This is a genomic window from Bradyrhizobium sp. WSM3983 (assembly GCF_000473045.1).
Classification (GTDB): Bacteria; Pseudomonadota; Alphaproteobacteria; order Rhizobiales; family Xanthobacteraceae; genus Bradyrhizobium.
Window position 1 is genome coordinate 12,824 of the sequence record NZ_AXAY01000006.1, and the last position, 22,092, is coordinate 34,915.

Genomic DNA, 22,092 nt, shown 5'->3' on the forward strand with positions numbered 1-22,092 from the left:
AGTTTGGAGGTCAGGGGTTGCATCAGTTCGTTCCAAATCCGGAACGCGGTGAAGCAAAAGTCGCGGGCGTTGCAGATTTACAACCCGCATAGCCATTCGAGATATTAAGCTCGTCCATTGAGACGACCGAAACATATTTCATGTTTACTTCATACGAACAGCGGGGACAAAAAGTGTTTGATGTCTATCGCAATGGGAAGCGCGAGTTGCTTGTTCTAAGCAATGGCTCTGCAATACCCGTCGTTTGCTCTCCGAATAAGTGGCGCAAGAGCAGAAAAAGAGTTCTCAAAGTCAGCGACGAGATCAAGTCAGCCGTTCAGGCGCAGGGCTACTACGTTCGCAGCTTGCGGGTCACCAAGGAGCGGACGATCTAGGTCGAGCAGGTCGGCGGCTTCTCCATGTGCCTTCTCTGCAGCATCACCACAAACCAACCCTCCATCCTCGCGCTATTCCGCGTAACGGCCGGGTGGAGAAGGAGGCAGATAAGCCGAGCAGCTTGAACGCGAACGGCTGTGGGGAGGTTAGGTCATAGCCGCGCCATCCAACTGCGCAAGCCCCGCCTCGATCACATTGATATCTTCCTCGATCTGCTGAATGGTTGTTCGGCAATCAAAACCGGTGCGTGCCTTTAGGTCCACGGCCAGCTTCCGGCGTTGCATGCGCAAATCGTCGAGAGCCCTCCTGTCATTCAGGCTAACGTAACCGCCCACAATAAGCTCGAGTGCGTTTGGCATTCCCGGCCTCAGTCCTAATCACCCACCCGCAACGCTTAGCGCGCGACACTCTTCACCACGGCATCTCTTCGCAGATTGTGTCCAGCAGCCGTCAAATGGGACCCTATGATCAGACCGAGCCGTCTCAACGTCTGGAGAGCAAGAGGGGCGCACAGTTCAATCGAAAGTCCGGCTCCCAATATCGCAATGGCGCGTCGTTCATCGCTATCGAGATCAGCCCATGAGATGTCCATCACGCGCCTCCGCGCCAAAGGAATTATCTAAAATCCAAACGCGTTACCGATTTGCCGCAGCATAACCAGAGCCGCGTCGGTGTACCGACCGTGAGTTAGGTATTGATCCACCTGCGCTGTGCTAATCAGCGCCACAACTGCCACCGCGAAGCCCTTAAACATTGGGCCTCTCCTTTCGAAAGAGACCGCCAACCGGGCGTGTCGAATATTAAACTGTTCTCAAAATGCGCTGCCGCACATGGCGACCTAATATGTAAATGGTGACAGTGACCAGTAACCAGTTCCTTAACGGCGCGATGTCTGGATGCGCGCACCGTGGAATCAAGCCAAAGCGTTACAGCGGCCATTGCCTGATGATGTGCTCAAGATCGTGATGCGCAGGGGCGGAGAAGAAGGATCGAGCAGCGGCATGACCAATCCGCTTGGCCCCAAGAAGCAGACCATAACCAGACGGCCGGGTATGGACGCGATGGGGCCAGTAGCGGACATGGTGGCAATGCCAAATATTCAGTATAATAAAGTCGCTTGTTCAAAGATATAGCGTAGACATGTCAGCCGGCGATCGACCGTTAGGGCTGTAACGAAGGAGTCGGTCGGACATGGGCCGCGGGTTTCTTGGTTTACTCACATTAGCGATACTCGCGATGACGACATTGGCCGTGGCCGCTGGCACGTCGTTCGACGAGGATAAAATCAAAGAGTTGAAGAACGCCGGATACGTCGAACTGCGTGGTGCCGAGGCGGTTGACTTTCTCGTGGGCAATTCTGCCGTAAAGCGTGACGATCAACTAGGTAAAGGGCAAACTGGCACCAAGAGGCCTCAAATCAATTATTATCCAAACAACCGTGTGTGGTACACCTGCCGAGGATCGTTCGGCTCGGGCTGCGACATTCAATCGTGGGATGTTGAAAACGGTGACATTTGCTTTTCTGTCGATCCATGTGATGACGCACCGATGATTTTGAAGGCCCCGCGCTCAAACAGCGATAAGCTGGGCCTGATGATATACGACCAGGGCGAGCCCCCTTACGAGGTCTACGATATTACCAAAGGCAATCAGGCCGGGGCACCACTGTTCGACGATCGCTTCGCTGGCCGCTTGATCGAACTCGACAGAGTAAAACCCAGCAAAGAGATAAGAGATGCAAACGCACACACCCAGGACGGAGTTATTTCAATCTCCGGATCACGCGGTATTTCGTTTCTCGTAGGAAATACTTTTCTCTCTCACGATGTGGCAGCCCCATCCAAAGAACAAGGGGACGCCGCCTGCCGTGAGCACGGTACGTATTATTCTCCGGACGGCGACATTATCTCGTTTACTTGTCAGCCTCCGCCGGGTCGGCTCTGGACGATATCTGTCCTGCATTGGAAACTTCAATCGGGGGCGATTTGCGGAAAACAGTCCACCGACCTCAGCAAGTGTGCATTAGCAAGGCTGACTGCGACACTTGCGCCAGAAAGTCCCAACGACGATAGCAAGTTGCGAGTTCAAGATCGGCAAAACGGAGTTACACTTTTCGGCTACGCAGGCAATGTCTTCAATTTTAGGTTTGAAAAGCGCTTAAACTCGGAACGCTCGAGCAGAGAAAGGTCCGAGCGATAACCGAGTGGGCTTCTCACAGGCGCCATCAAATACGTTGTTCGGCCCATTTGGTTCTCACGATCTAAGCTTTCGGCGCTATAATTTTGCACCGCAAGCCAGCAGTCTCCAATTGGTGAAAGCGCCTAGCTCGGTGATTTCCGCTTTGGGTCAAGCAGCGAAGAACTCAGAATGAGCAAATCAGGTCTGCTGTGCCCCAAATTGCGGACATCAAAGGGCCGGACCGAATTTTGTCGCGATGGGCCAACACGCGATCTTGGCTCACCGCATCATTCACGCTGGCCGCGCCGGCGAGCAAATCCAATGTGGTTCAAGAGACCGGCTGCGTCTCCGAGAACATGTCAACAATCTTGTTGGTCATGCCGTTCACGATCAGCACCTGATCCTTGATTTTCACGTACATGTAGTCACGCAGTTCCGGTATTTGCGACAGAACCGGTGTTGGTAGTGATTGGGCCTTGACGCCTTTTGGAAGTTTCGCGCCCACAGCAGGAGTAAAGTCCTTTGCGGACTTGGTGGCCTTTAGCCGGAACTCAACCTCGTTGTGCTCAGTCAGCACCGCCTTGCGAATTTGCTCGCGCTGCATGTTTGTGAGGTTGAGATTCGGCAGCGATCGGCTCTGCCGCACCTTTGTGCCGTCGCTCAGTTCAACCGCGCCTCGCGTATTAGGTTGTGCCAGCGAAATCGCGGCACCGCCGAGGATGATCGCGAGCGCGACGATGGTAATGGGAACTCTCATGGCCTTGCATCCTTCCGGATACGCCGCCCTTGAGGCAGTAACGAACAGATTATGCGTCCGTTCCGCGCAAGGCGTTCGAACGGACCACCTCGTCTCAATCGCGCCCGTCTGCACCTGATCAGGAGACTTCCGGTTCACCCCCGGCTAGGGACATGTCGCAGCACCTTGCCAACTGACGCGAAGGGCCAACAGGCTCATTCTGACGAGCGACGCCGCGAAGCGAGGCGGCTTACTCGTGTCGTCAAACCTTGACCCCTGAGATGACCAAGATCGCAGCCAGTCCCGGCAACATAATTGAACTCGGCACGATGCCCAGAAGCAAGCCGCCGATGAACGTCCCGATCATTGATCCCTAGTCCGGGACTTGGGGGCTGTAAACACGGGATCGCCAACGTGTTAGACTTTGCCCAGCCGATCAGGGAGAAAAGCCATGACCGCCGAGTTCGATGAAGACCGCTTCAATATGGCTATCCGTAAGTTTCTGAAGCATGTCGGAGTTACATCGCAGCGTGAAATCGAGAACCTGGTGCGTAGCGGGGCGGTGAAAGGTGGCGAGCTCAAACTGCGAATGACCCTGTCCGCTGAGGGGACGCCGCTGAATCATGTTGTCGAGGAAACAGTCGCACTCTGACGAGGGCACACGCTGCGACCCAACGTCCGTTCAGGGTCAAAAGCACCAGTCGGGCAGGTGCAGACCGATGTCCGGTCTTCTCCTAAACAGCAGACCTGTCCATACCCACGAGGCCCAGTAGCCCCGCGGCGAGCTGATCCCCAATACGTTGACAACTTGCCAGCGGGATTGCCCGGCGCTTTCATCGAGCCATGTCCACGCTTACCCGCCGCCGCGATCCCAATGCCCGCCAGAAAGGTTGGCTGATCCATTACGGCGATGTCCATGTCGGCAGCATCGGGTTGCGCAGCGGCAATCCGATCGGGAGCGAATCGCGGCAATGGCGCGGCAGCTTCTATCCGGGATCGAACCCGGGCGACTGCACGTCCGGCACCGCGCCGACGTTCGATTGCGCGCGTGCAGCATTCTTTTACGCGGGCGGACCACCCGTAAATTTCCCAAGTGATGGCAGCTAGGCGCACTGGTTAACTGGTGCAGGTTGAGCGCCGCATTATGAAAACACCGAAGCCAAAGCAATGGGCCGAGCAGGAGGTCCGTCGATTGGTCAGGCTGGCCCGGCAGGGAGTTGGCGCATCGAAGATTGCCGCCGAATTGGGCCGCTACGCTGGTTCAGTGAAGCGAATGGCGCGAACGATGGGAATACTGTTGAAGAAATAGCCATCGAGCCTTCTTCCTTGTGGAAGAAGGTGGCATAGGCGGCCTTCGGCCGCCGTTCTTAAGAACGCAGAAGCGGAGCTTCGGCTACGGCGCCGGATGAGGGGTTCTCTCCGCGAACCCGGTAGAGTTCGGCTCGCGGAAAGAACCCCTCACCCGTCTCGCCGCTATGCGGCGAGCCACCCTCCCACAAGGGGAGAGGGGAAGTCGCCGGCGCGGCCAACTTTGAATTAGCTGCAGTTTCCGATTTCCCCGTTTGTAAACCGGCGAATGACTCTTCATAATCCGCAGGCGTCCCGTGCTTAGCGTTTTGCCAAGAGGCCGACCATGCCAGCGTTCGTGACTTTCGGGCGAATCCTGTTCGCAGTGCTGTTCATCTACACGGGCGCGACCAAGCTCTTTGCCGTCCAGGCCACCGCCGATTTCATCGCCACCAAGGTCGAGCTGCCCGATGTGATCGCGCCTTATGCCAAGCAGGTCGAGACGGCGACCGCGATGACCATGCCGCAGCTCCTGGCGATCGCGGTCGGTGGGCTCGAGATCATTGCGGGCCTGATGATCGCGCTGAACTTCGGCGCGCGCTTCTTCGCGATGCTGCTGATCATCTACATCGCGGTCTCGACCTTCTTCTTCTACGACTTCTGGAATCAGCCGGCGCCTGACAACGCCAAGATGCTGGTCGACGCGCTGAAGAATCTCTCGATCATCGGCGCGCTCTTCATGATCATGGGCTATGGCCGCGCCACACGCTCGGCCGAGACCGCCTACGGGGACGTGTAGGGTCTTGTAGGGTGGACAAAGGCGCTCTTGCGCAGTGCCCACCATCTTTCCAGGACTTGCAAGGCCGGTGGTGGGCACGCTTCGCTTTGCCCACCCTACGGCCTGACGCGTGGACGCTCGTGTTGCCCAGCTTCGCGCAAGGTCGTTGCTGCAGAATGATCGGGAGCAAGTCATCGCATCGATGATAGGGCCCATCGGAATGTTTGCTGAAGCGTCGTCAGTTTCCGTATCGCTCGAGGCCGGTCTTGCGCACCATCGCGCAGGCCGCTTGCCGCAGGCGGAGGCGATCTATCGGCGGATCCTGGCATCCGAGCCGGATCATGCGGACGCTATTTTCCTCCTGGGGGTTGCTGCGCTCCAGACGGGTCACCCCGACGGGGCGCTCGATCTCTTCATGCGCGCCGTCAAGCTTCAGCCTCGCAACAGCGTCTATCACAGCAACGTGGCGGTCGCTCTGCGCGCTCTCGGACGCACGGGCGAAGCCATCGCGAGCTACCGGGAAGCGCTGCTGCATCAGCCCGACAACCTGGATACGCACATTCAGCTTGGTCTCCTGCTGGGTGAATGCGGGGATTTCGCCGGTGAGGAGGCCCAGTACCGGCTCGTGCTGCGACATCCTCTCGGCCTCGACCTCGGTGCAGCGCGCGCTCAGGTCGATGCCCATTTCCATCTTGCCAATCTGCTGGTGAGACGGAAGCAGTTCGATGATGCGATCAGCGAGTTTCGGCAGGTGCTGCGGCAAAGGCCGGATTTTGCGGAGGCCCATTGCAACCTGGGGGCCGTGCTGTTCGATCTCGCCGCCTTCGAGGAATGCGAGCGTTGCTATCGCGAGGCGCTGCGCCTCAACCCGGGATTTGCGGAGGCCCATAACAATCTTGGTGGTCTTCTCGTCAAACTGGGGCGCCTCGACGACGCCGAGGTCAACCTTCGCGAAGCCTGCAAACTCAGGCCAAATTTCCCCGAGGCCTTGAACAATCTCGGTGACTTGCTGCGCCTCCGCGGGCGGCCGGAGGAGGCGGAAGCATGTTGCAGGGAAGCCTTGCGTCTGAAGCCGGACTATGTTCCGGCGCAACTGATCCTCGGCAACGCCCTTCGCGAGTCCGGCCGTTTCCACGAAGCGGAGCCTTGCTATCGGGCAGCTCTCGATCGCAATCCGGTCTGGCCGGAGGCGCTCAACAATCTCGGCACCCTGCTGTACGATCTCGGGCGGACTGATGAATCCATTCAGAGTCTGCGAACGGCGGTGTCGCAAAAGCCGGATTACGCCGACGCGCATTTCAACCTTGGGATCACGCTGTTGCTGGCCGGCCAGTTCGAGGAAGGCTGGCGGGAATATGAGTGGCGGTGGAAGCAGGAAACCAAGAGGCCGCATCTCCGCGGCTTCAGCCAGCCTCTCTGGGATGGCGGAGATATCGGTGATCGGGTCCTGCTGCTGCATGCGGAGCAGGGCCTGGGCGACACGCTCCAGTTTTGTCGCTTCGTGCCGGCAATTGCGGCAGGGCGGCGGGTCGTTCTCGAGGTTCAGCGGCCGCTGATGCCGCTTCTGACGGGGCTGCCGGGAATCGAGAGCATCGTCGCGCGTGGTGATCCGCTGCCGCCATTCGATCTGCAATGTCCGCTGTTGAGCCTGCCGCGGGTCCTTGGCACTACTCTCGAAACCATCCCGCGAGAGGCATCCTATCTCCGCGCTGATCCGCGACTCGTGGCGGCCTGGCGCGAGCGCGTCGGCCAGCTCGATGGCCTGCGGGTCGGCCTCGTCTGGGCAGGCAATCAGACCATGAGCGGCGACCGGCGCAGGTCGATTCCGCTCGAACGATTTTCGGAGCTGGCGGACCTGCCGGGAGTGAGTTTCGTCTCTCTACAGAAGGGACCCGGGGCCAGCCAGACGCCGCCGTCTGGTCTGTCCCTGCACGACTGGACGGGAGACCTCCACGACTTCGGTGAAACCGCAGCGCTGATCGAGGCCCTGGATCTGGTCATCAGTGTCGATACAGGGGTGGCGCATCTTGCAGGCGCGCTTGGCCGCCCGGTCTGGCTGCTCAATCGCTTCGATCGCTGCTGGCGGTGGTTGCTGAACCGCGACGACAGCCCCTGGTATCCGGGCTTGCGGCAATTCCGGCAAATTCAGCCCGGCGATTGGAGCAGCGTCCTTCAGGACGTGCGCGCTGAACTCGAGAAATCCACGTTGCCCCGGTCCACCGGCCAGTAAGCGCTATGCGTGACAAGCTCACGCGTTTGTACGCAGGTATTAAAACACCGGTACTGTGCATGGGGTTGTTTTCGGGTTTTAGTTGGAGGCTCTCGCCGGCCGCCACGGGGTCACGGTCACGCCATGCGCCGCGTCGAGCAAATACGGCATGCCCGGCTTCATCCCGTGTGACGTCAGCACCTCATGCGGCGTCCGCTTGGGCACGTCGACGAAGCAGCCTTCGCCGCCGGGCAGCCGAACGTGAGGAGCTTCCGACAGCCAGAACGTGTCGTAGCGGTCCATGAACATGTCGAACACGGCGGGGCCGCCGATGATCGCGACTCGCCCCGAGGCGACATCGGCAAAGGCGCAGGCCTCCTCGAAGCTTGCATGATCCGGATTCCACAGCGTCGCGTTCGGCATCTCCGGATCGACGGTGAGGACCTTGATCTTGCGGGTGGTGATCAGCCGCTTGCGCTTGGGCGAGTTTTGCTGCTGCTCATGCGAGTTGCGGCCGTGCACGATCAGCGCCGCGCCTTCGAGCGCCTGCTCGAAGAACAGCTTGTCGCCTTCGAACTTCAGGCTGTCGGGCATGACGCGGCTGGCGTCGGCCAGCATGCCGTCCGCCGAGACGATGACGTAGCCCTCGAAATGGAAAGACAAGCGACGGCTATTCGGAAACGGTCGTCACCACGGAATTGACCGGGCGCGTGCTCACCGTCGGCAGCTTGACGTCCTTCATCAGCTCCTGGTCGTATTCGGGGAGCGAGGCGACCGGCGCCTTGGCGCGCATCGCCACCACTTTGTAGCCTCCGGCCTTGAGACGGTTCAGAAGCTCGGGCAGGGCTTCCGCCGTGTGCTTCTGGAAGTCGTGCATCAGGATGATGCCCTTGCCCTTCTTGTCGAGCCCCTTCATCACGGTCTCGATCACCTTCTCGGGCTTCGAGGCCTTGAAGTCGAAGGAGTCGATGTCGCAGGAGAAGATCGCGACGTTGCGGTTGCCGAGATAGGTGACCATCTCCGGCGGGTGTTGCAGCGCCGGGAAGCGGAAGAACGCCGCGGGCGAGATGCCGCCAAGAGCCCATTTCACGGCGCTGATGCCCTTCTCGATCTCTTCCTTGCGCTGCGCTTCGGTCAGCTTCTTGTTGTTGAGGTTGGCGTGCGACCATGTGTGGGTGCCGATGATGTGACCGGCCGCGTAGACCTGCTTCAGGATCTCCGGCTCGTAGGTGGCGTGCTTGCCGATCGAGAAGAAGATGCCGGTGGTGCACTGGTCGGCGAGCGCCTTCAGCACGGCGGGTGTGTTGTGCGGCCAGGGACCGTCGTCGAAGGTCAGCACGACCTCCTTGTCGCGCAGGAAGTCGAGCTCCTTGAAATGCTCGAAGCCGAAGCCGGGACCGCCTGTCGTGTCGATCTCCACGGTGCGGGCGACGCCCAGCGCGTTCGGATTGTTGCAGGCGGCGCGGGCCGGCTGCGGCGCCTGTTTCGGCGGCGGCGGGAAGGCGGCGGCTTGCGGCGCGGGCGCTGCAGCAGGCGCCGGAGCAGCGGCCGGTGCTGCCACGGGGGCAGCCTGGGTGGCGGCTGGGGGTTTCGCAGCCGGGGTCTGCGACCATGCCGCGCCTGTCAGCGCAACAGAGATCGCGCTTGCCAAAATCAGTCCTGCCGCCACACGCATGGTGTTGTCCTCGAGATTTGATCCCGTTGTTCCGCCGCGGCTTTTCGCCTCCGGCAAAACCTATCCTGCCCCTGATCATCCTAGCCTAGATGGTGCTCCATCGCCATTGCAACGGCTGTTTGGCGCTTCGCCACAATTGTGCCCAGGCCTGTTTGAGAAGCCTGTTCGAGCGAGGCGGGTCAGCTGTCGGCCAAGGCCCGGGCAATCGCGGTCTTGATGCGCGTGTCGACAGGTTCCACGGCGGACGAAAACACCTCGGCGATGTAGCCGTCGCGGCCGATCAGGTATTTGTGGAAGTTCCAGCGCGGAACATCGCGCGGGCGCGCCTCGGCCGCCCATTTGTAGAACGGATGCGCCTTCGCCCCGACCACGACGGCCTTGGCGGTTATAGGGAAGGTAACGCCGTATTGGTGGTGCGCGGTCTCCGAGATCTCGCTGGTGCCGCCGGGCTCCTGGCCGCCGAAATCGTTGGAGGGCACGCCGATCACGGTGAGGCCGCGCTCGCGAAACTCGCTCCAGAGCTCCTCCAGCCCCGCATATTGCGGGGTGTAACCGCACAGCGAAGCGGTGTTCACGATCAGCATCGGCTTGCCGGTGAAGGAGGCCAAGCGAATGTCGTCGCCGGACAAAGCGGGGAACGAGAATGCGTAAGCGGACATCCGGCTCATGCCGCCATCGGCCCGCGCGCGCGTTGCCGATGTGGCTGCTGCGAGCAGCGCTGTGGTGAGTACGGTTCTGCGGTTCAACATGGCGGCGTCCCCCGATGTGAATCCGGACCGCAGCTTACTCCGACGAGATGACCGGCCCGCTCAACACCGCGTTATCGCGGTGCCAAGCTTAGTACAGGCGGACGATAAAGTCGGTGCCTTCGCCGGTTTCGCCCTGGTTGATGCCCTGGTCGGACACGATGACCGAGCCGCCGGTGGTGAGCATCTCGTTGATCTTCGCCATGGCGTCGGCGGGGATCGTGATGCGATCGAGCGCCTCGGCCGGGCTGTCCGGCATGATCACCGGCTTTGCGGCAACTGGGATCACGGCGGCGCCGCGCTGGCGGCGCGTGACGTGACCGTCGTCCTCGCGCGCGGCGGCACGAACGGCGACGGGCAGCGACACCACCGACCAATGCAGTGCATTGGAATCGGTCTTATCGATCTCGGCGGTGAAAACGTGAGTACCGAGCGGCCGGTCGCTTGCAGCGATCGTCACGGGTACCTCGAACAGCGCCGCAAAGTTCTGCCGCACATAGAGCTTGGAATCCTTGCGGCTGATGAACACCGCAATCTGACCGGTTCGCTTCGGCAGGTCCGGCTTCACGGCCGGTGCGGGATCGGCGGCGCCGGCCTGGTCTTTCTTCGCGACCGGCAAAGCGGCTTGCGTCGGCGCAATTGTCGTCACCGCCGCGTCGGGCCTCTTCTCGGTCGTTGCCGCAGCAGCCTTGACCGGTTCGGAAGCGGCTTCCGCCTTCGGTGCGTCTGCCTTCGGAGCATCAGTCGGCTCGGACTTCGCGGCTTCGACCTTGTCAGCCGGCTTCTCGTCCGAGCTCGCCTTGGCAACTTCGTCCGTCTTCGCCGCCGCGTCGGGCTGCTTGGCCGGCTCGGAGGCCTCGGCCGATTTGGTGTCGGTCTTGCTCTCGGCCTTGGCGGCTTCCTCGCGGACCGGCGCATTGCCCGTGGTCACATCCGACATCACGGTGTGGCCGACGCTGGCGCGCAGCTCGAGCACGCCGTCAGCGCTGGCGGTCTTGGTCTCAAGCGACTTGGTCTCGACGGGCTTGGCGTCCATGACCTTCGTCTCAGGCGCGTCCTTGTCCGCCTTGTCGCCGACGCTCGTCGCCGGCTCGAGGCTTGCGGCCGGCTGCGGCGGGACGCGCAGCGAGGCGAGCATCGGATGGGAGAAGTTTTGCGGCGTCATCTGGCCGGGCGAGACGATCACACGCGCGCCCATCTTGGTCCAGTTCCACATCTTCACCGCGAACGCCATCGGCATGCGGATGCAGCCGTGCGAGGCGGGATAGCCCGGCAGCACGCCGGCATGCATGGCAACGCCGGACCAGGTGATCCGCTGCATGTACGGCATCGGCGCGCCGCTATAGATGTTGGAGTGGTGGAATTTGTGCTTCTGGATGACGCTGAACACGCCCATCGGCGTCGAATGGCCCTTCATGCCGGTCGATACCGGCGACTCCGCGAACACGCCGTTGGAATCGTAGACCGTCACCTTCTGGCGGTCGATCGAGACCACGATGACGAGCGGACCCTGCGGCTTCGCGCCGGTCTCCTTCTCGACGACGGTCCCCTTCTTGGCGGCTGCCGAGCCGCGCTTCTGCGGCTTCAGTCGCGGCTCGTCGGGATGCCGCACCTGCCGCGAATAGTAGGACCCGTCCGAATAATCCGGCGTGTAATAGAACGCTGCTTCTGCCTGGCTGGTCGTACCGATCGCACCCGCGGCCGTCAAAATGGCGAACTGCCACAGCCGTGCCGGCGCGGCAGCAAAACGGGACCCGTTCACGCTAGTCATTCCTCGAATCCACAATCCAAATCAGACATTAGTCTCGCAGAGGGGATACGCGTTCACCAGCAAACGGGTTCTGCCATCAGCTAGTTTTGTCCAAGACGTAGCAAAAAAGCCTCACAGAGCGGTAAACGGCGGTCCCGCCTGGCTGTCATCGTCTTCCTGAACGACCACCCCATGCCTACATTGCCGGGACTTGTTACCGGAGAACTTCATGTCATCTCGTTTCCCCGGTCTTTCCGGCATCCGTTTGAAAGGCCTCGCTTTATTTCTTGTTGCTCTGTCCATGCCCTCGGCGTCCGCGCAGGCTGCCGATGAGCCTGATCTGATCTTCCGCCGTTCCACCGTGTTCAAATGGATGAGCCCGAATGACAAGCTCGCGACCTACGGCCTCGACGACCCCGAGGTCGAGGGCGTGGCCTGCCATTTCACGGTGCCGGAGAAGGGCGGCTTCAAGGGCTGGCTCGGTCTTGCCGAAGAGGTTTCTGACGTCTCGCTCGCCTGCCGCCAGATTGGTCCTATCAAGTTCAAGGACAAGATGGAGCAGGGCGACGACATGTTCCGCAAGCGCCGTTCGCTGTTCTTCAAGAAGATGCAGATCGTGCGCGGCTGCGACACCAAGCGCAATGTGCTGGTCTACATGGTCTATTCGGACAAGCTGATCGAGGGATCGCCAAAGAACTCGACCTCGACGGTGCCGATCATGCCGTGGGGACCGGTCGACGCGAATGTCCAGAAATGCGGCGACTTCTTCACTCAGTGATGTGATCGCGGCTCGCGCGCGGTTTCGCAAGGTGCGAGCCGCTCAGCCGCACGAACGCCTGCGGCGTGGCCTCGTAGCCGCGTCCCGTTTGCAGGGCCATGGCGCCGGCCGAACCGGTGCGTTGATCGGCGCGGTCGTTCGGTTCGGCCGCGTCGCGCGCCGTTGCGCGATCTTGCGCCATCATGATGGCCATTCCTCGGATGTGCCCGGTTGAGGGCCTTTCGCTTTTCGAAGGCTTCGGTCGCGCCCGACGAGCTCCGGGTTCATCGGGGTGCGGCCTTTGTTTGCGGTTCTGTTCAGCAGAAAACCGTAAAACGAATGTGAAGCGCCGACGTCGTGGATGTGACCGCACCACTTCAACCTGTGTGGATGGTTGGTCCCATGCGGGCTCAAACCGTCGCGCGCCCCATCTGAAATGATTGATGTTTTCCGGGAATTGTTTCGTCAACTCGCGGGCGACGAAACAATTCTCACCCGGCACGAAACCATTTTGGGCTTTAGGCGCATCACGGGAGAAACCACGGATGGTTATCAGCGTCACAACGACGACGGCAAACCGCCGGCCACGCAATTCGGGGACAGATCCATGCGCGCGCTCAGCTTCATCCTTGCTTTCGGCTTTGTGCTCGCCGGTTCCTCGTTCGCCGGTGCGCCGGACGGCAATTTGCCTGGCATCGGCACCTTCCAGTACAGCGGCTCGCCGGTCACGACTACGGCGCCGCAGCCGATCATTCTCGCAGCGCGTATCTGATCAGCAACAAGAAAAATCAGCCGGCAAAGGCCATCATGTATCTTCGTCTCTGCGCCGCAGCGTTCCTGACCCTTCTGACGATCGGTTCCGTCCAGGCGCAGGTGCGCGCACCGAGCCGATTGCCGGATCCGCGCACTGAATTCGTGCGGCAATGTGCTCCGCGCATGCTCGGGCGCTGGGAACATCCGGAGGAGGTCTGCGGCTGTCTGCACGATCATGCGGCGGCCGTGGTCGAGGATCGAGACCTGCGCGAGGCGCTGCTGCGCGGGATCAGCGAAACCGGCGTTCCCACGATCGAGACCGATTGGGTGCCGGCGGCAAAGCAAAGCGAAATCGGCGCCACCTTCACCAAGATCGCGAAGCCGACCCTGCAGTGCATGTTCGACCCGGCGAAGTCCTAGCAGCTATCTCGACTTCGGACCGAACCGCGCCACGCAGGTGGCTGTTCGCGAGACACCTTTGTCGGTCATCTTCGCGCCGCGGACTTCCTTGATTTGCCCGGCGGGGCAAGTTCCGTCATCCACCTGCACGCGTTGGCCAAGCTTGAGGTCGACGATGTCCTGTTCGCGTCCCAAGGTGCCGGCGCGCGCCGTCGTAGCGAGCGCGGTGGAGATCAGGAGCGCGAGGCAGGCTGCGCAGCCAAATGTTGCGCGGCCCAGTGTAGTGACAAGTGACATGATGAGAGATCCCGGAATTGATGCCGCGATGTTAAGGAGCAACTGGCGATTCTGGTAGTCAACCTTTGTCACGCGCGCCGGGCCGATTTGCCTTTGCTGCGCAAGGCAGCGCGCGCCTCCCGCGCCAGCCGTTCGGCGGAGGCGACGAGATGTGGAACCGCGTGCCCTGAAAATCCCAGCACGAAACCGGGCAGAGGACGCGCCCGCGCATAGGTGTCAGCCAGCAGCCAGCCTTCCGCGCCCGCCGCCTCCTTCGCTTCGGCCGCAACCGCCGGCGCAACCGTCGGATTGAACTGTGCTACGAGGTGCAAGCCCTGCGACGGCACCGGAACCGAAAGCGTGCCATCCGATGCCGCTTCAAGCGTTTCGGCCAGCGCATCGCGGGCCTCACGATAGAGTTTTCGGACGCGCTTCAGATTTGCGGCGAACGCCCCGGAATTGAGCATGTCGGCAACCGCGCCTTCCATCAGCGTTCCGGGAAAACGGTCAAGCGCGGCGCGCGCAGCCGTGACGTCGCCGATCAGGCGTTCGGGCAACGCGCAATAGCCGATGCGCAGGCCCGGAAACAGCGTCTTGGCGAACGTGCCCATGTAGATCACGCGCTGGAGGTGATCGATGCCGGCGAGCGACATCAATGGCGCGCCGTCATAGCGGAACTCGCTGTCGTAATCGTCCTCGAACACGAAGGCGCCGGCCTGCCTGGCCCAGTCGAGTAGCTCGAGCCGCCGCGGCATCGACATCTGCACGCCGAGCGGAAACTGATGCGACGGCGTCACGTAAGCAGCGCGCGCGGACGGCGCAGCGGTGCGGCCTCTGGCGATTTGCAGGCCGTGCGCGTCGACGGGAATCGGCACGGTGCGATAGCCGCATTGCGTGATGGTCCTGCGTGCGATGGGATAGCCGGGGTCCTCGCACCAGACCTGATCGTCGGCTTTCAGAATCGCGCCGAGAACGATGCGCAGCGTGTGCAGCGTGCCCGACGTGAGCATGATCTGGTCGGGGTCGCAGCGCAGCCCCCGCGCCGACAACAGATGATCGGCGATTGCGACGCGCAACTCGCGGCTGCCGCGCGGGTCGCCGTAATGCAGATGCTCGCTACCAAAGGCGCGCATGCGTCGGCCAATGAACGCGCGAAAGCGCTGCACCGCACGCTCATCGATATGGGTGCACCCGAGCGAGAGCGCGCCTTGCCGCGGCGTTTCGACCATCACCTTCGGCTTCTTCGGTGCGGCGGTCCGGGCCGGAATGCGCGCGGCGACGAACGTGCCGGAGCCGACGGCGGCTTCCGCAAACCCGTCGGCGATCAGGCGCTCATAGGCGGTGACGACGGCGTTGCGCCGAAAGCCGGTCTGCTTTGCCAGCGTGCGCGAGGGCGGCAGCGGCTCGCCCGGTTTGACCAAGCCTGAGACGATCACCTCGCACAGCGCCTGGTACAGCCTGTGCGCAGAAGAGGCGCCGGCGGTGATGTGCGGGCCGGTGAGATCCAGCGGCAGCTCAGGCTTGGTCGGGGAATTGGTCGGAATCTTTTGCATGGAATTGGCACTATCGCAGACCAAATGCGCCGCTACAACTGCTCTGGAATTGTTCCAATCCCGACAGGAGCGGCCGTGAGCCAGAATGGAAGCCAAGATTCTTATCCGACGTCAGCGCGCAACCAGGTGAAGCGCCGTCACGACCGCGGCTTCTACGACCACGAGACTGTTCATCGCATCCTCGACTCTTCGATGCTGTGCCACGTCTCCTACATGATCGATGGCCAGCCCTATTGCACGCCGACCTTCTTCTGGCGTGAGGGGACCAAGCTCTACTGGCATGGCTCGAGTGCGAGCCGCATGCTGCGCAACCAGACCAAAGGCGAGCGCGTTTGCCTGACGGTCGCCCATCTCGACAGCCTCGTGCTGGCGCGCTGTGGCTTCAATCACTCCGCCGACTACCGTGCGGTGATGGCGTTCGGCACCGCCTACCTCGTCACCGACGCGCAAGAGAAAGAGCGCGCCGTGGTCGCGATGGTCGACCGCTTCTTTCCAGATCGCACCGCGAGCCTGCGGGCGAGCAACACCCAGGAGATCAAGGCGACCTCCTTCATCGCGATGGAGATCGAGGAAGCTTCCGCAAAGGTCCGCGCCAAGGGTGTCGCCGACGACGATGACGACTACGAATTGCCGATCTATGCCGAGCGCATTCCGGTTCGCACCGTTCTCGGCGCGCCGGAGCCGTGCCCACGGCTGCTCGACGGCGTGAGCCGGCCGGCGACGCTGAATGGCTATTCCGAAGGCCGACTGCTCGAAGATGCATTGCGGGATGCTTATTTTGTGGAGTACCCGAACGGCTGAAATCGGCTAGCTTGCGCGCACCCCTTGACCAACTGGATGCCCGGAGTTGCCTGATGAATGCCGAAACGCAGCAGAGGATTCTTGACGCCGTCGATGCCGGCTTCGAAGCCCAGCTTGCGACCACCCGCGATTTCGTCGCGATCCCTTCGACCCGCGGGGCGGAGGGGCCGTGCCAGGACATGATCGGCGACCTCCTGCGCGCGCGTGGCTACGAGGTCGACGACTGGCACATCAATGTCGACGATCTCAAGGACCTGCGCGGCTTCGGCCCGATCGAGCATGACTTCTCCAAGGCACGCTCGGTGGTCGGCACCTATCGTCCAAACACCGAGGCCGGCAAATCGCTGATCCTCCAGGGCCACTGCGACGTGGTGCCTGCGGGGCCGCTGGAATTGTGGGACACGCCGCCGTTCTCGCCTGTCATCAAGGACGGCAAGATGTTCGGCCGCGGCGCCTGCGACATGAAGTCGGGCACCATCGGCGCGCTCTATGCGCTGGATGCGATCAAGGCGGCCGGCCTCAAGCCGACGGCGCGGATTCACTTTCAGTCGGTGATCGAAGAGGAGAGCACCGGCGTCGGCGCACTCTCGACGCTTCAGCGCGGCTACCGGGCCGATGCCTGCTTCATCCCCGAGCCCACCGCCGGCAAGATGGTGCGCTCGCAAGTCGGCGTGATCTGGTTTCGGCTGCGGGTGAAGGGCCATCCGACCCATGTGGCCTTTGCCGGCTCAGGATCGAATGCGATCATGGCGGCGTATCACCTTGTCCACGCGATACAGAAGCTCGAGATCGAGTGGAACGAGCGAGCCAAGGCCGATCGTCACTTCAAGACGCTCAACCATCCCATCAACTTCAACCCCGGCATCATCAAGGGCGGCGATTGGGCCTCCAGCGTGCCGGCCTGGTGCGACGTTGATTGCCGTATCGCCATCCTGCCGGGCTGGTCGGTCGCCGATCACCAGAAGGAGATTTTGGCGTGCGTTGCGGCTGCCTCGCGCAACCACCGCTTCCTCGCCAACAATCCGCCGGAGGTCGAATGGTCGGGCTTCCTGTCGGAAGGCTACGAGCTGACCGACGCCGTCGCGCCGGAGGCCGCGTTCGGCAAGGCCTTCAACGCCGTCTACGGCGGCGCCGTCGAGGACCTCGTCTTTACCGCGCTCACCGACACCCGCTTCTATGGTCTCAACTACGGTATCCCCAGCCTCTGCTTCGGCGCCAGCGGCGGTGAGATGCACGGCTTCAACGAATATGTCGATCTGGACTCGCTGAAGAAGACCACCAAGGCGACGGCGCTGTTCATCGCGGAATGGTGCGGGGTGGAGAAGGCGTAGCGGGCGAGATTTCGTAGGGTGGGCAAAGGCGCACTTGCGCCGTGCCCACCATCTTTCCTCGATCAACGAAATGGTGGGCACGCTGTCGCTTTGCCCACTCTACAGTAGCTCGGTTGCGGCGGCGGCTGCCCGAAACAGGGGGCTCCGCCAACTCCTTTAAGCTTAAAATAAAGACTAGGATGCCGGCCGCGCCGGTGGCAGACTGACGTCCGGTTCGCTGGACGAGTCCCCGGGAGTCACGATGCGCGATTGGGATGATGCTTACGCCAATTCGGCCCATATCCCGGGCTCGGACAAAATGCCGGCGCAATGGGCGGAGCGGGCGGCGGCTTACCGCGCCGGGCTGAAGGGTTTTCGTCCCGACATTGCCTACGGCTCCGGTGAGCGCCAGCGTCTCGACCTGATCCTGCCCGACCGCGACAGCAAGGGCCTCGTCGTGTTCGTGCACGGCGGCTACTGGATGCGATTCGACAAGTCGACCTGGACCGATCTCGCCGAAGGCGCGCGGCACCACGGCTGGGCGGTGGCGCTGCCGAGCTACACGCTGACTCCGGCCGCGCGCATTTCCGACATCACCGCAGAAATCACCGCCTCCATCGCGAAGTCGGCATCTCTCGTCGCAGGACCAATCCGGCTCGCCGGCCATTCCGCCGGCGGCCATCTCGTCACGCGCATGCTCTGCGACGACAGCCGGCTCGATGCCGCCGTCTTCAATCGCATCGCCGGCACCATTTCAATCAGCGGCCTGCACGATCTGCGGCCGCTGCTGAAGACCAGGATGAACGAGACGCTGCGCATGACGATGGAGGAGGCCACGCTCGAAAGCGCGGCGCTGCATCTGCCGCGCGGGCATTCGCCTCTGACCGCCTGGGTTGGCGGCAGTGAGCGGCCCGAATTCATCCGCCAGTCCGACCTGTTCGCCAATGTCTGGACCGGCTTTGACGTGCCGACGCGTCTCGTCATCGATCCCGGGCTGAACCATTTCACGGTAATCGACGCGCTCAAGGATCCGTCGTCGCCGATCACCGCGCGGCTGATCGGCCTCGACTGACGAGGGCAGGGATAATCGATCGAGAGGGCCTGTCATGACGTCCAACGATTACGATCCCTCAAGCGAAGGCGCCGAGACCGATTTCGTCCGGCGCATGTCCTATGGCGACTATCTTGCGCTGGATGCGATCCTCGGTGCACAGCATCCGCTGTCGGAAGCCCATGACGAGATGCTATTCATCATCCAGCATCAGACCACCGAGCTGTGGATGCGGCTTGCCATCCACGAGCTCAGCGCCGCGCGCCGCGCCATAGCCAGGGATGAGGTGGCTCCGGCCATGAAGATGCTGGCGCGGATGTCACGCATCTTCGAGCAGCTCAACAACGCCTGGGACGTGCTGCGCACGATGACGCCGAGCGAATATACGCGCTTCCGCTCCCAGCTCGGCCAGTCCTCGGGCTTCCAGTCGCGCCAGTACCGGTTGATCGAATATCTGCTCGGTAACCGCAACCACGCCATGCTGAAGCCGCACGCACACGATGCGGAGACGACGAAGCTGCTCGAAGCGGAGCTTGCGACGCCGAGCCTCTATGACGAGGTGTTGCGGCTTGCGGATCGCAACGGACTGAAGATGCCGGCCGCAGTGCTCGCGCGTGATGTCCGCGAGACCCACGGTTTTAGCGAGGGCGTGCTGCAAGCCTGGCGTATCGTCTACGAGGCGCCGGAGACGCACTGGATGCTTTACGAGCTCGCCGAAAAGCTGGTCGATTTCGAGGATTATTTCCGGCGCTGGCGCTTCAACCACGTCACGACGGTCGAGCGCGTCATCGGCTTCAAGCGTGGCACCGGCGGCACCGGTGGCGTCAGCTATCTCAAGCGCATGCTGGAGATCGAGCTGTTTCCCGAGCTCTGGCGCGTGCGCACGATTTTGTAGAGATGACCAAAATGTCTACTCGCATGGCCAGGCTTCGCGTCTACGACGACACCAAGGCGCTGTTTCATCTCCCTGACGGCGTAATCTATCTTGACGGCAATTCGCTCGGTGCATTGCCGCTTGGCGTTGCAGAGCGGGTTAACCGCGTGATCACGGCGGAGTGGGGCAACGAGCTGATCCGCGCCTGGAACACGGCCGGCTGGTATGCCCAGCCGCGTCACGTCGGCGACCGCATCGCGCGGCTGATTGGCGCGGAAGCCGGCTCCGTGATGGTCGGCGACACGCTGTCGCTCAAGGTCTATCAGGCGCTCGCCGCCGCGCTTGACATGAACGCATCGCGCAAGGTCGTCCTGTCGGACACCGGCAATTTCCCGACCGATCTCTACATGGCCGAGGGCCTGATCGCGACGCTCGGCCGCGGCCATCAATTGCGCCTGGTGGCGCCCGAAGAGGTCGAGGCCGCGCTGTCGGAAGAGATTGCGGTGCTGTACATCACCGAGGTCGACTACCGCACCGGCCGCCGCCACGACATGGCGAAGCTGACCGCATATGCGCATGCGCGCGGCATCGTCACAGTCTGGGATCTCGCGCATTCAGCCGGCGCGCTGCCGGTCGATCTCGCCGGCTGTAGCGTCGATTTCGCCGCCGGCTGCACCTACAAATACATCAATGCCGGCCCGGGCGCGCCGGCGTTCCTCTACGTCTCACCGCGCCATTCCGATGACGCGCGCGCTGCGCTGTCCGGATGGATGGGCCACGCAAAACCGTTCGCGTTCGAGCTTGGCTATGCGGCCGCCGTCGGCGTCGAGCGCATGCGCGTCGGGACGCCGCCCGTGCTGGCGATGGCGGCGCTGGAGGCTTCGCTCGATATCTGGGATCGCGTTGACATCAAGGAGGTCCGCGCGCGCTCGCTGGCGCTCGGCGATCTCCTGATTGCGGAAGTCGAACGCCGCTGCCCATCTCTGAAGCTCGTGACGCCGCGTGCGCACGAGCGCCGTGGGTCGCAAATCTCGTTCGCCTTCGAGGGCGGCTACGCCGCCATGCAGGCCGTGATCGCCCGCGGCCTCATCGGCGATTTCCGTGCGCCTGACATCATGCGGTTCGGCATCACGCCGCTTTATATCGGCGAGAGCGAGATCGTGCGGGCGGCCGAGATCATCGAAGAAGTGATCGCGGGTGAGGTGTGGCGGCGGCCGGAATATCAGGTGGTGAATGCGGTGACCTGAGCGGCGCGGGACCGGCATCGCGAGCCGGTCCCGCGCAACCAGGCGATCACGCGCTGAACGTGCCGTAAGGCGCAAAGTGCGGGTCGTAGGAAGGGCTCCTGATGATGCTGTGCAATTGCCGGCGACGGGCGCCCATGTTGCCGCCGTCATAGAGCGGGAAGCACATCGCATCGTTCATGAGCTCCGCCAGCGGGTGCATGTCGGTATAGCTGCCGACGCCGACCAGACGCATACAGTCGTAGACGACATCCACGCAGGTTTCAGAGCAGAAGACCTTCGTCATCACCGCGAGCTCTTGCTCCTTGCCGCCGGACAGATCGTACTGCTGGCAGGATTTCCAGGTCAGGTAGCGGCAGGCCTCGATCTTCATCTTGATGTCGGCCAGCATGTAGCCGACAGTCGGATAGTCGATGATAGGATGGGGTCCCGAGCGGGCATCCGTCCTGGCAAAATCGAGGGCATGGTCGAACGCGGCTCGCATGACGCCGACGCAGGCGGCGCCGATCAGCGCGGCGGTCCAGGCAAAATTGGTCGAGACGATCTTGATTCCGTCACCCGGCTTGCCGATGATGTTGCCGGCGGGAACGCGGACATTCTCGAACTTCATCCGCGGCGATATCGATGCGCGATGCCCGACCGTGTCCAGCAGTCCCGTCACCTTGATGCCGGGCAGGTTGCCGGGCACCATGATAACCGCCAGAGAGTCCTGCGCACCCTTGTTCGGATCGGTTCGACAGACCACCGCATAGAGGTGGCAGTTCTTGCCGTCCCAGCCCGTTCCATTGGTGGTGTAGTGCTTCTCGCCGTTGATCACCCACTCGTCGCCTTCACGAATAGCAAAGGTCTTTACGCCGAACCGGGGATCGGCGGCATCGAACTTCGCGCCGCCGGTCACCTCGGTAAATGCCAGCGCGCCGAGCCGCGTTCCATCCTCGATGAAATCGGGCAGGAAGCGCTTCTTCTGCTCGTCATTGCCGAAGAAGATGATGGGCTTGACGCAGAGGCCGGTGCCGAGCAGCGTGCTGGGAACGTTGACGTCGACGGCGGCCAGCTCTTCGGCGGCGATCGCAAAATCGAGCGCCGGGACATCAGTTCCTCCGACCTCCTTCGGAAGCAGCCCTTTGACAAAACCCGCCTCGACCGCCTTCTTGTGAAACGGCCGCGTTGCGTAGAAGCGCTCATCAGGCTTGCCGTATTGGCGGATGGTCTTGCGAACGTCCTTCAGGACCGTGTTCGCGAATTCGCGTGCGCCGGCCCGAAGGGCCATCTGCTCCGGGCTCAGTGTGAAGTCGACAGCCATTTCTATCCCCTTGTCAGGTTGATCCAGGACCGAATGG

General features: G+C 62.1%; 25 protein-coding genes and 1 pseudogene. 15 read left to right on the top strand and 11 right to left on the bottom strand.

From position 1 onward, the window contains the following. The first annotated feature begins 173 nt into the window (after positions 1-173). Complete coding sequence (locus YUA_RS0111155) at positions 174-374, top strand: hypothetical protein (protein WP_027530768.1); 201 nt, start codon at positions 174-176, stop codon at positions 372-374. A gap of 147 nt (positions 375-521) precedes the next feature. On the opposite strand, the gene YUA_RS0111160 is transcribed toward YUA_RS0111155, so the two are convergent. After that, a complete protein-coding gene (locus YUA_RS0111160) occupies positions 522-734 on the bottom strand; it encodes a hypothetical protein (protein ID WP_027530769.1) in 213 nt (70 codons plus the stop codon). A gap of 537 nt (positions 735-1,271) precedes the next feature. On the opposite strand from YUA_RS0111160, the gene YUA_RS50945 reads away from it, so the two are divergent. Further along, on the top strand, positions 1,272-1,508 hold the full coding sequence (locus YUA_RS50945) for a hypothetical protein (protein WP_084292409.1): 237 nt from the start codon (positions 1,272-1,274) through the stop codon (positions 1,506-1,508). Positions 1,509-1,611: 103 nt separating this feature from the next. Beyond that, the gene (locus tag YUA_RS0111170) at positions 1,612-2,574 is read left to right on the top strand and encodes a hypothetical protein (protein ID WP_156947092.1); all 963 of its coding nucleotides are present in this window, start codon (positions 1,612-1,614) and stop codon (positions 2,572-2,574) included. A 307-nt stretch (positions 2,575-2,881) separates the two neighbouring features. On the opposite strand, the gene YUA_RS0111175 is transcribed toward YUA_RS0111170, so the two are convergent. Together YUA_RS0111175 and YUA_RS51595 are read right to left on the bottom strand one after the other, a co-directional pair. Beyond that, positions 2,882-3,310, bottom strand: a complete 429-nt coding sequence (locus tag YUA_RS0111175; protein ID WP_027530771.1) for a hypothetical protein — start codon at positions 3,308-3,310, stop codon at positions 2,882-2,884. A 241-nt stretch (positions 3,311-3,551) separates the two neighbouring features. Then, positions 3,552-3,662: pseudogene (locus tag YUA_RS51595) on the bottom strand (sulfite exporter TauE/SafE family protein); the annotation flags it as partial. A 78-nt stretch (positions 3,663-3,740) separates the two neighbouring features. Between YUA_RS51595 and YUA_RS0111185 the strand changes: the two are divergent. The 4 genes from YUA_RS0111185 (at position 3,741) to YUA_RS43800 (ending at position 7,584) form a co-directional block, all read left to right on the top strand. Then, a complete protein-coding gene (locus tag YUA_RS0111185; RefSeq protein ID WP_027530772.1) occupies positions 3,741-3,941 on the top strand; it encodes a DUF6494 family protein in 201 nt (66 codons plus the stop codon). Positions 3,942-4,132: 191 nt separating this feature from the next. Beyond that, complete coding sequence (locus YUA_RS50950) at positions 4,133-4,396, top strand: hypothetical protein (protein ID WP_051383145.1); 264 nt, start codon at positions 4,133-4,135, stop codon at positions 4,394-4,396. 526 nt (positions 4,397-4,922) lie between these two features. Then, on the top strand, positions 4,923-5,375 hold the full coding sequence (locus YUA_RS0111200) for a DoxX family protein (protein WP_027530774.1): 453 nt from the start codon (positions 4,923-4,925) through the stop codon (positions 5,373-5,375). Positions 5,376-5,574: 199 nt separating this feature from the next. Further along, complete coding sequence (locus tag YUA_RS43800) at positions 5,575-7,584, top strand: tetratricopeptide repeat protein (protein WP_051383146.1); 2,010 nt, start codon at positions 5,575-5,577, stop codon at positions 7,582-7,584. A 78-nt stretch (positions 7,585-7,662) separates the two neighbouring features. On the opposite strand, the gene YUA_RS0111210 is transcribed toward YUA_RS43800, so the two are convergent. The 4 genes from YUA_RS0111210 to YUA_RS0111225 all read right to left on the bottom strand — a co-directional run bounded on the left by YUA_RS0111210 (position 7,663) and on the right by YUA_RS0111225 (position 11,755). After that, positions 7,663-8,226, bottom strand: coding sequence for a dihydrofolate reductase (locus YUA_RS0111210; RefSeq protein WP_027530775.1), 564 nt, complete (start codon positions 8,224-8,226; stop codon positions 7,663-7,665). A gap of 7 nt (positions 8,227-8,233) precedes the next feature. Beyond that, positions 8,234-9,238 (bottom strand): polysaccharide deacetylase family protein, encoded by a 1,005-nt coding sequence (locus YUA_RS0111215; protein ID WP_027530776.1) that lies wholly within the window; start codon positions 9,236-9,238, stop codon positions 8,234-8,236. A gap of 179 nt (positions 9,239-9,417) precedes the next feature. Next, on the bottom strand, positions 9,418-9,987 hold the full coding sequence (locus YUA_RS0111220; RefSeq protein WP_027530777.1) for a glutathione peroxidase: 570 nt from the start codon (positions 9,985-9,987) through the stop codon (positions 9,418-9,420). An 88-nt stretch (positions 9,988-10,075) separates the two neighbouring features. Further along, positions 10,076-11,755 (bottom strand): L,D-transpeptidase, encoded by a 1,680-nt coding sequence (locus YUA_RS0111225; protein ID WP_027530778.1) that lies wholly within the window; start codon positions 11,753-11,755, stop codon positions 10,076-10,078. Between the two features lie 208 nt (positions 11,756-11,963). Between YUA_RS0111225 and YUA_RS0111230 the strand changes: the two genes are divergently transcribed. After that, positions 11,964-12,512 carry a CreA family protein gene (locus YUA_RS0111230; protein ID WP_027530779.1) on the top strand — a complete coding sequence of 183 codons (549 nt, stop codon included), beginning with the start codon at positions 11,964-11,966 and terminating at the stop codon, positions 12,510-12,512. Here the strand turns inward: YUA_RS0111230 and YUA_RS0111235 are convergent. Continuing rightward, on the bottom strand, positions 12,502-12,696 hold the full coding sequence (locus YUA_RS0111235) for a hypothetical protein (RefSeq protein ID WP_027530780.1): 195 nt from the start codon (positions 12,694-12,696) through the stop codon (positions 12,502-12,504). The genes YUA_RS0111230 and YUA_RS0111235 overlap by 11 nt on opposite strands. A 402-nt stretch (positions 12,697-13,098) precedes the next feature. Here YUA_RS0111235 and YUA_RS50955 point away from each other — a divergent pair, with 402 nt between their 5' ends. Both YUA_RS50955 and YUA_RS0111245 read left to right on the top strand, forming a co-directional pair. Next, positions 13,099-13,263: a hypothetical protein gene (locus YUA_RS50955; RefSeq protein WP_198029399.1), complete on the top strand. Its 165-nt coding sequence runs from the start codon at positions 13,099-13,101 to the stop codon at positions 13,261-13,263. A gap of 35 nt (positions 13,264-13,298) precedes the next feature. Next, a complete protein-coding gene (locus YUA_RS0111245) occupies positions 13,299-13,664 on the top strand; it encodes a hypothetical protein (RefSeq protein ID WP_027530781.1) in 366 nt (121 codons plus the stop codon). A gap of 3 nt (positions 13,665-13,667) precedes the next feature. On the opposite strand, the gene YUA_RS0111250 is transcribed toward YUA_RS0111245, so the two are convergent. Then, positions 13,668-13,940 carry a DUF6719 family protein gene (locus YUA_RS0111250; protein ID WP_035970897.1) on the bottom strand — a complete coding sequence of 91 codons (273 nt, stop codon included), beginning with the start codon at positions 13,938-13,940 and terminating at the stop codon, positions 13,668-13,670. Between the two features lie 68 nt (positions 13,941-14,008). Beyond that, positions 14,009-15,472: a PLP-dependent aminotransferase family protein gene (locus YUA_RS0111255; protein ID WP_027530783.1), complete on the bottom strand. Its 1,464-nt coding sequence runs from the start codon at positions 15,470-15,472 to the stop codon at positions 14,009-14,011. Between the two features lie 75 nt (positions 15,473-15,547). On the opposite strand from YUA_RS0111255, the gene YUA_RS43810 reads away from it, so the two are divergent. The 5 genes from YUA_RS43810 (at position 15,548) to kynU (ending at position 20,755) form a co-directional block, all read left to right on the top strand. Further along, a complete protein-coding gene (locus tag YUA_RS43810; protein ID WP_035970851.1) occupies positions 15,548-16,273 on the top strand; it encodes a pyridoxamine 5'-phosphate oxidase family protein in 726 nt (241 codons plus the stop codon). Between the two features lie 53 nt (positions 16,274-16,326). Then, on the top strand, positions 16,327-17,604 hold the full coding sequence (locus YUA_RS0111275) for an ArgE/DapE family deacylase (RefSeq protein ID WP_027531070.1): 1,278 nt from the start codon (positions 16,327-16,329) through the stop codon (positions 17,602-17,604). 241 nt (positions 17,605-17,845) lie between these two features. Next, on the top strand, positions 17,846-18,655 hold the full coding sequence (locus YUA_RS0111280; protein ID WP_027530785.1) for an alpha/beta hydrolase: 810 nt from the start codon (positions 17,846-17,848) through the stop codon (positions 18,653-18,655). A 34-nt stretch (positions 18,656-18,689) separates the two neighbouring features. Continuing rightward, positions 18,690-19,529, top strand: a complete 840-nt coding sequence (gene kynA, locus YUA_RS0111285) for a tryptophan 2,3-dioxygenase (protein WP_027530786.1) — start codon at positions 18,690-18,692, stop codon at positions 19,527-19,529. 23 nt (positions 19,530-19,552) lie between these two features. Then, positions 19,553-20,755 carry a kynureninase gene (kynU, locus tag YUA_RS0111290; RefSeq protein WP_027530787.1) on the top strand — a complete coding sequence of 401 codons (1,203 nt, stop codon included), beginning with the start codon at positions 19,553-19,555 and terminating at the stop codon, positions 20,753-20,755. Between the two features lie 46 nt (positions 20,756-20,801). On the opposite strand, the gene YUA_RS0111295 is transcribed toward kynU, so the two are convergent. Further along, entirely contained in the window at positions 20,802-22,055 is a 1,254-nt protein-coding gene (locus tag YUA_RS0111295; RefSeq protein WP_027530788.1) for an acyl-CoA dehydrogenase family protein, read from the bottom strand. Positions 22,056-22,092 lie beyond the last annotated feature (37 nt).

What these genes read in the sequence shown, in the direction of transcription:
- YUA_RS0111255 (WP_027530783.1), bottom strand. Translation starts at nt 15,472, where the DNA reads ATGCAAAAGATTCCGACCAATTCCCCGACCAAGCCTGAGCTGCCGCTG.
- YUA_RS0111250 (WP_035970897.1), bottom strand. Translation starts at nt 13,940, where the DNA reads ATGTCACTTGTCACTACACTGGGCCGCGCAACATTTGGCTGCGCAGCC.
- YUA_RS0111200 (WP_027530774.1), top strand. Translation starts at nt 4,923, where the DNA reads ATGCCAGCGTTCGTGACTTTCGGGCGAATCCTGTTCGCAGTGCTGTTC.
- YUA_RS0111175 (WP_027530771.1), bottom strand. Translation starts at nt 3,310, where the DNA reads ATGAGAGTTCCCATTACCATCGTCGCGCTCGCGATCATCCTCGGCGGT.
- YUA_RS0111235 (WP_027530780.1), bottom strand. Translation starts at nt 12,696, where the DNA reads ATGATGGCGCAAGATCGCGCAACGGCGCGCGACGCGGCCGAACCGAAC.
- YUA_RS0111280 (WP_027530785.1), top strand. Translation starts at nt 17,846, where the DNA reads ATGCGCGATTGGGATGATGCTTACGCCAATTCGGCCCATATCCCGGGC.
- YUA_RS0111170 (WP_156947092.1), top strand. Translation starts at nt 1,612, where the DNA reads ATGACGACATTGGCCGTGGCCGCTGGCACGTCGTTCGACGAGGATAAA.
- YUA_RS50950 (WP_051383145.1), top strand. Translation starts at nt 4,133, where the DNA reads ATGTCCACGCTTACCCGCCGCCGCGATCCCAATGCCCGCCAGAAAGGT.
- kynU (WP_027530787.1), top strand. Translation starts at nt 19,553, where the DNA reads ATGGCCAGGCTTCGCGTCTACGACGACACCAAGGCGCTGTTTCATCTC.
- kynA (WP_027530786.1), top strand. Translation starts at nt 18,690, where the DNA reads ATGACGTCCAACGATTACGATCCCTCAAGCGAAGGCGCCGAGACCGAT.
- YUA_RS0111160 (WP_027530769.1), bottom strand. Translation starts at nt 734, where the DNA reads ATGCCAAACGCACTCGAGCTTATTGTGGGCGGTTACGTTAGCCTGAAT.
- YUA_RS50955 (WP_198029399.1), top strand. Translation starts at nt 13,099, where the DNA reads ATGCGCGCGCTCAGCTTCATCCTTGCTTTCGGCTTTGTGCTCGCCGGT.
- YUA_RS0111185 (WP_027530772.1), top strand. Translation starts at nt 3,741, where the DNA reads ATGACCGCCGAGTTCGATGAAGACCGCTTCAATATGGCTATCCGTAAG.
- YUA_RS0111215 (WP_027530776.1), bottom strand. Translation starts at nt 9,238, where the DNA reads ATGCGTGTGGCGGCAGGACTGATTTTGGCAAGCGCGATCTCTGTTGCG.
- YUA_RS0111275 (WP_027531070.1), top strand. Translation starts at nt 16,327, where the DNA reads ATGAATGCCGAAACGCAGCAGAGGATTCTTGACGCCGTCGATGCCGGC.
- YUA_RS43800 (WP_051383146.1), top strand. Translation starts at nt 5,575, where the DNA reads ATGTTTGCTGAAGCGTCGTCAGTTTCCGTATCGCTCGAGGCCGGTCTT.
- YUA_RS50945 (WP_084292409.1), top strand. Translation starts at nt 1,272, where the DNA reads ATGCGCGCACCGTGGAATCAAGCCAAAGCGTTACAGCGGCCATTGCCT.
- YUA_RS0111225 (WP_027530778.1), bottom strand. Translation starts at nt 11,755, where the DNA reads ATGACTAGCGTGAACGGGTCCCGTTTTGCTGCCGCGCCGGCACGGCTG.
- YUA_RS0111245 (WP_027530781.1), top strand. Translation starts at nt 13,299, where the DNA reads ATGTATCTTCGTCTCTGCGCCGCAGCGTTCCTGACCCTTCTGACGATC.
- YUA_RS0111295 (WP_027530788.1), bottom strand. Translation starts at nt 22,055, where the DNA reads ATGGCTGTCGACTTCACACTGAGCCCGGAGCAGATGGCCCTTCGGGCC.
- YUA_RS0111230 (WP_027530779.1), top strand. Translation starts at nt 11,964, where the DNA reads ATGTCATCTCGTTTCCCCGGTCTTTCCGGCATCCGTTTGAAAGGCCTC.
- YUA_RS0111220 (WP_027530777.1), bottom strand. Translation starts at nt 9,987, where the DNA reads ATGTTGAACCGCAGAACCGTACTCACCACAGCGCTGCTCGCAGCAGCC.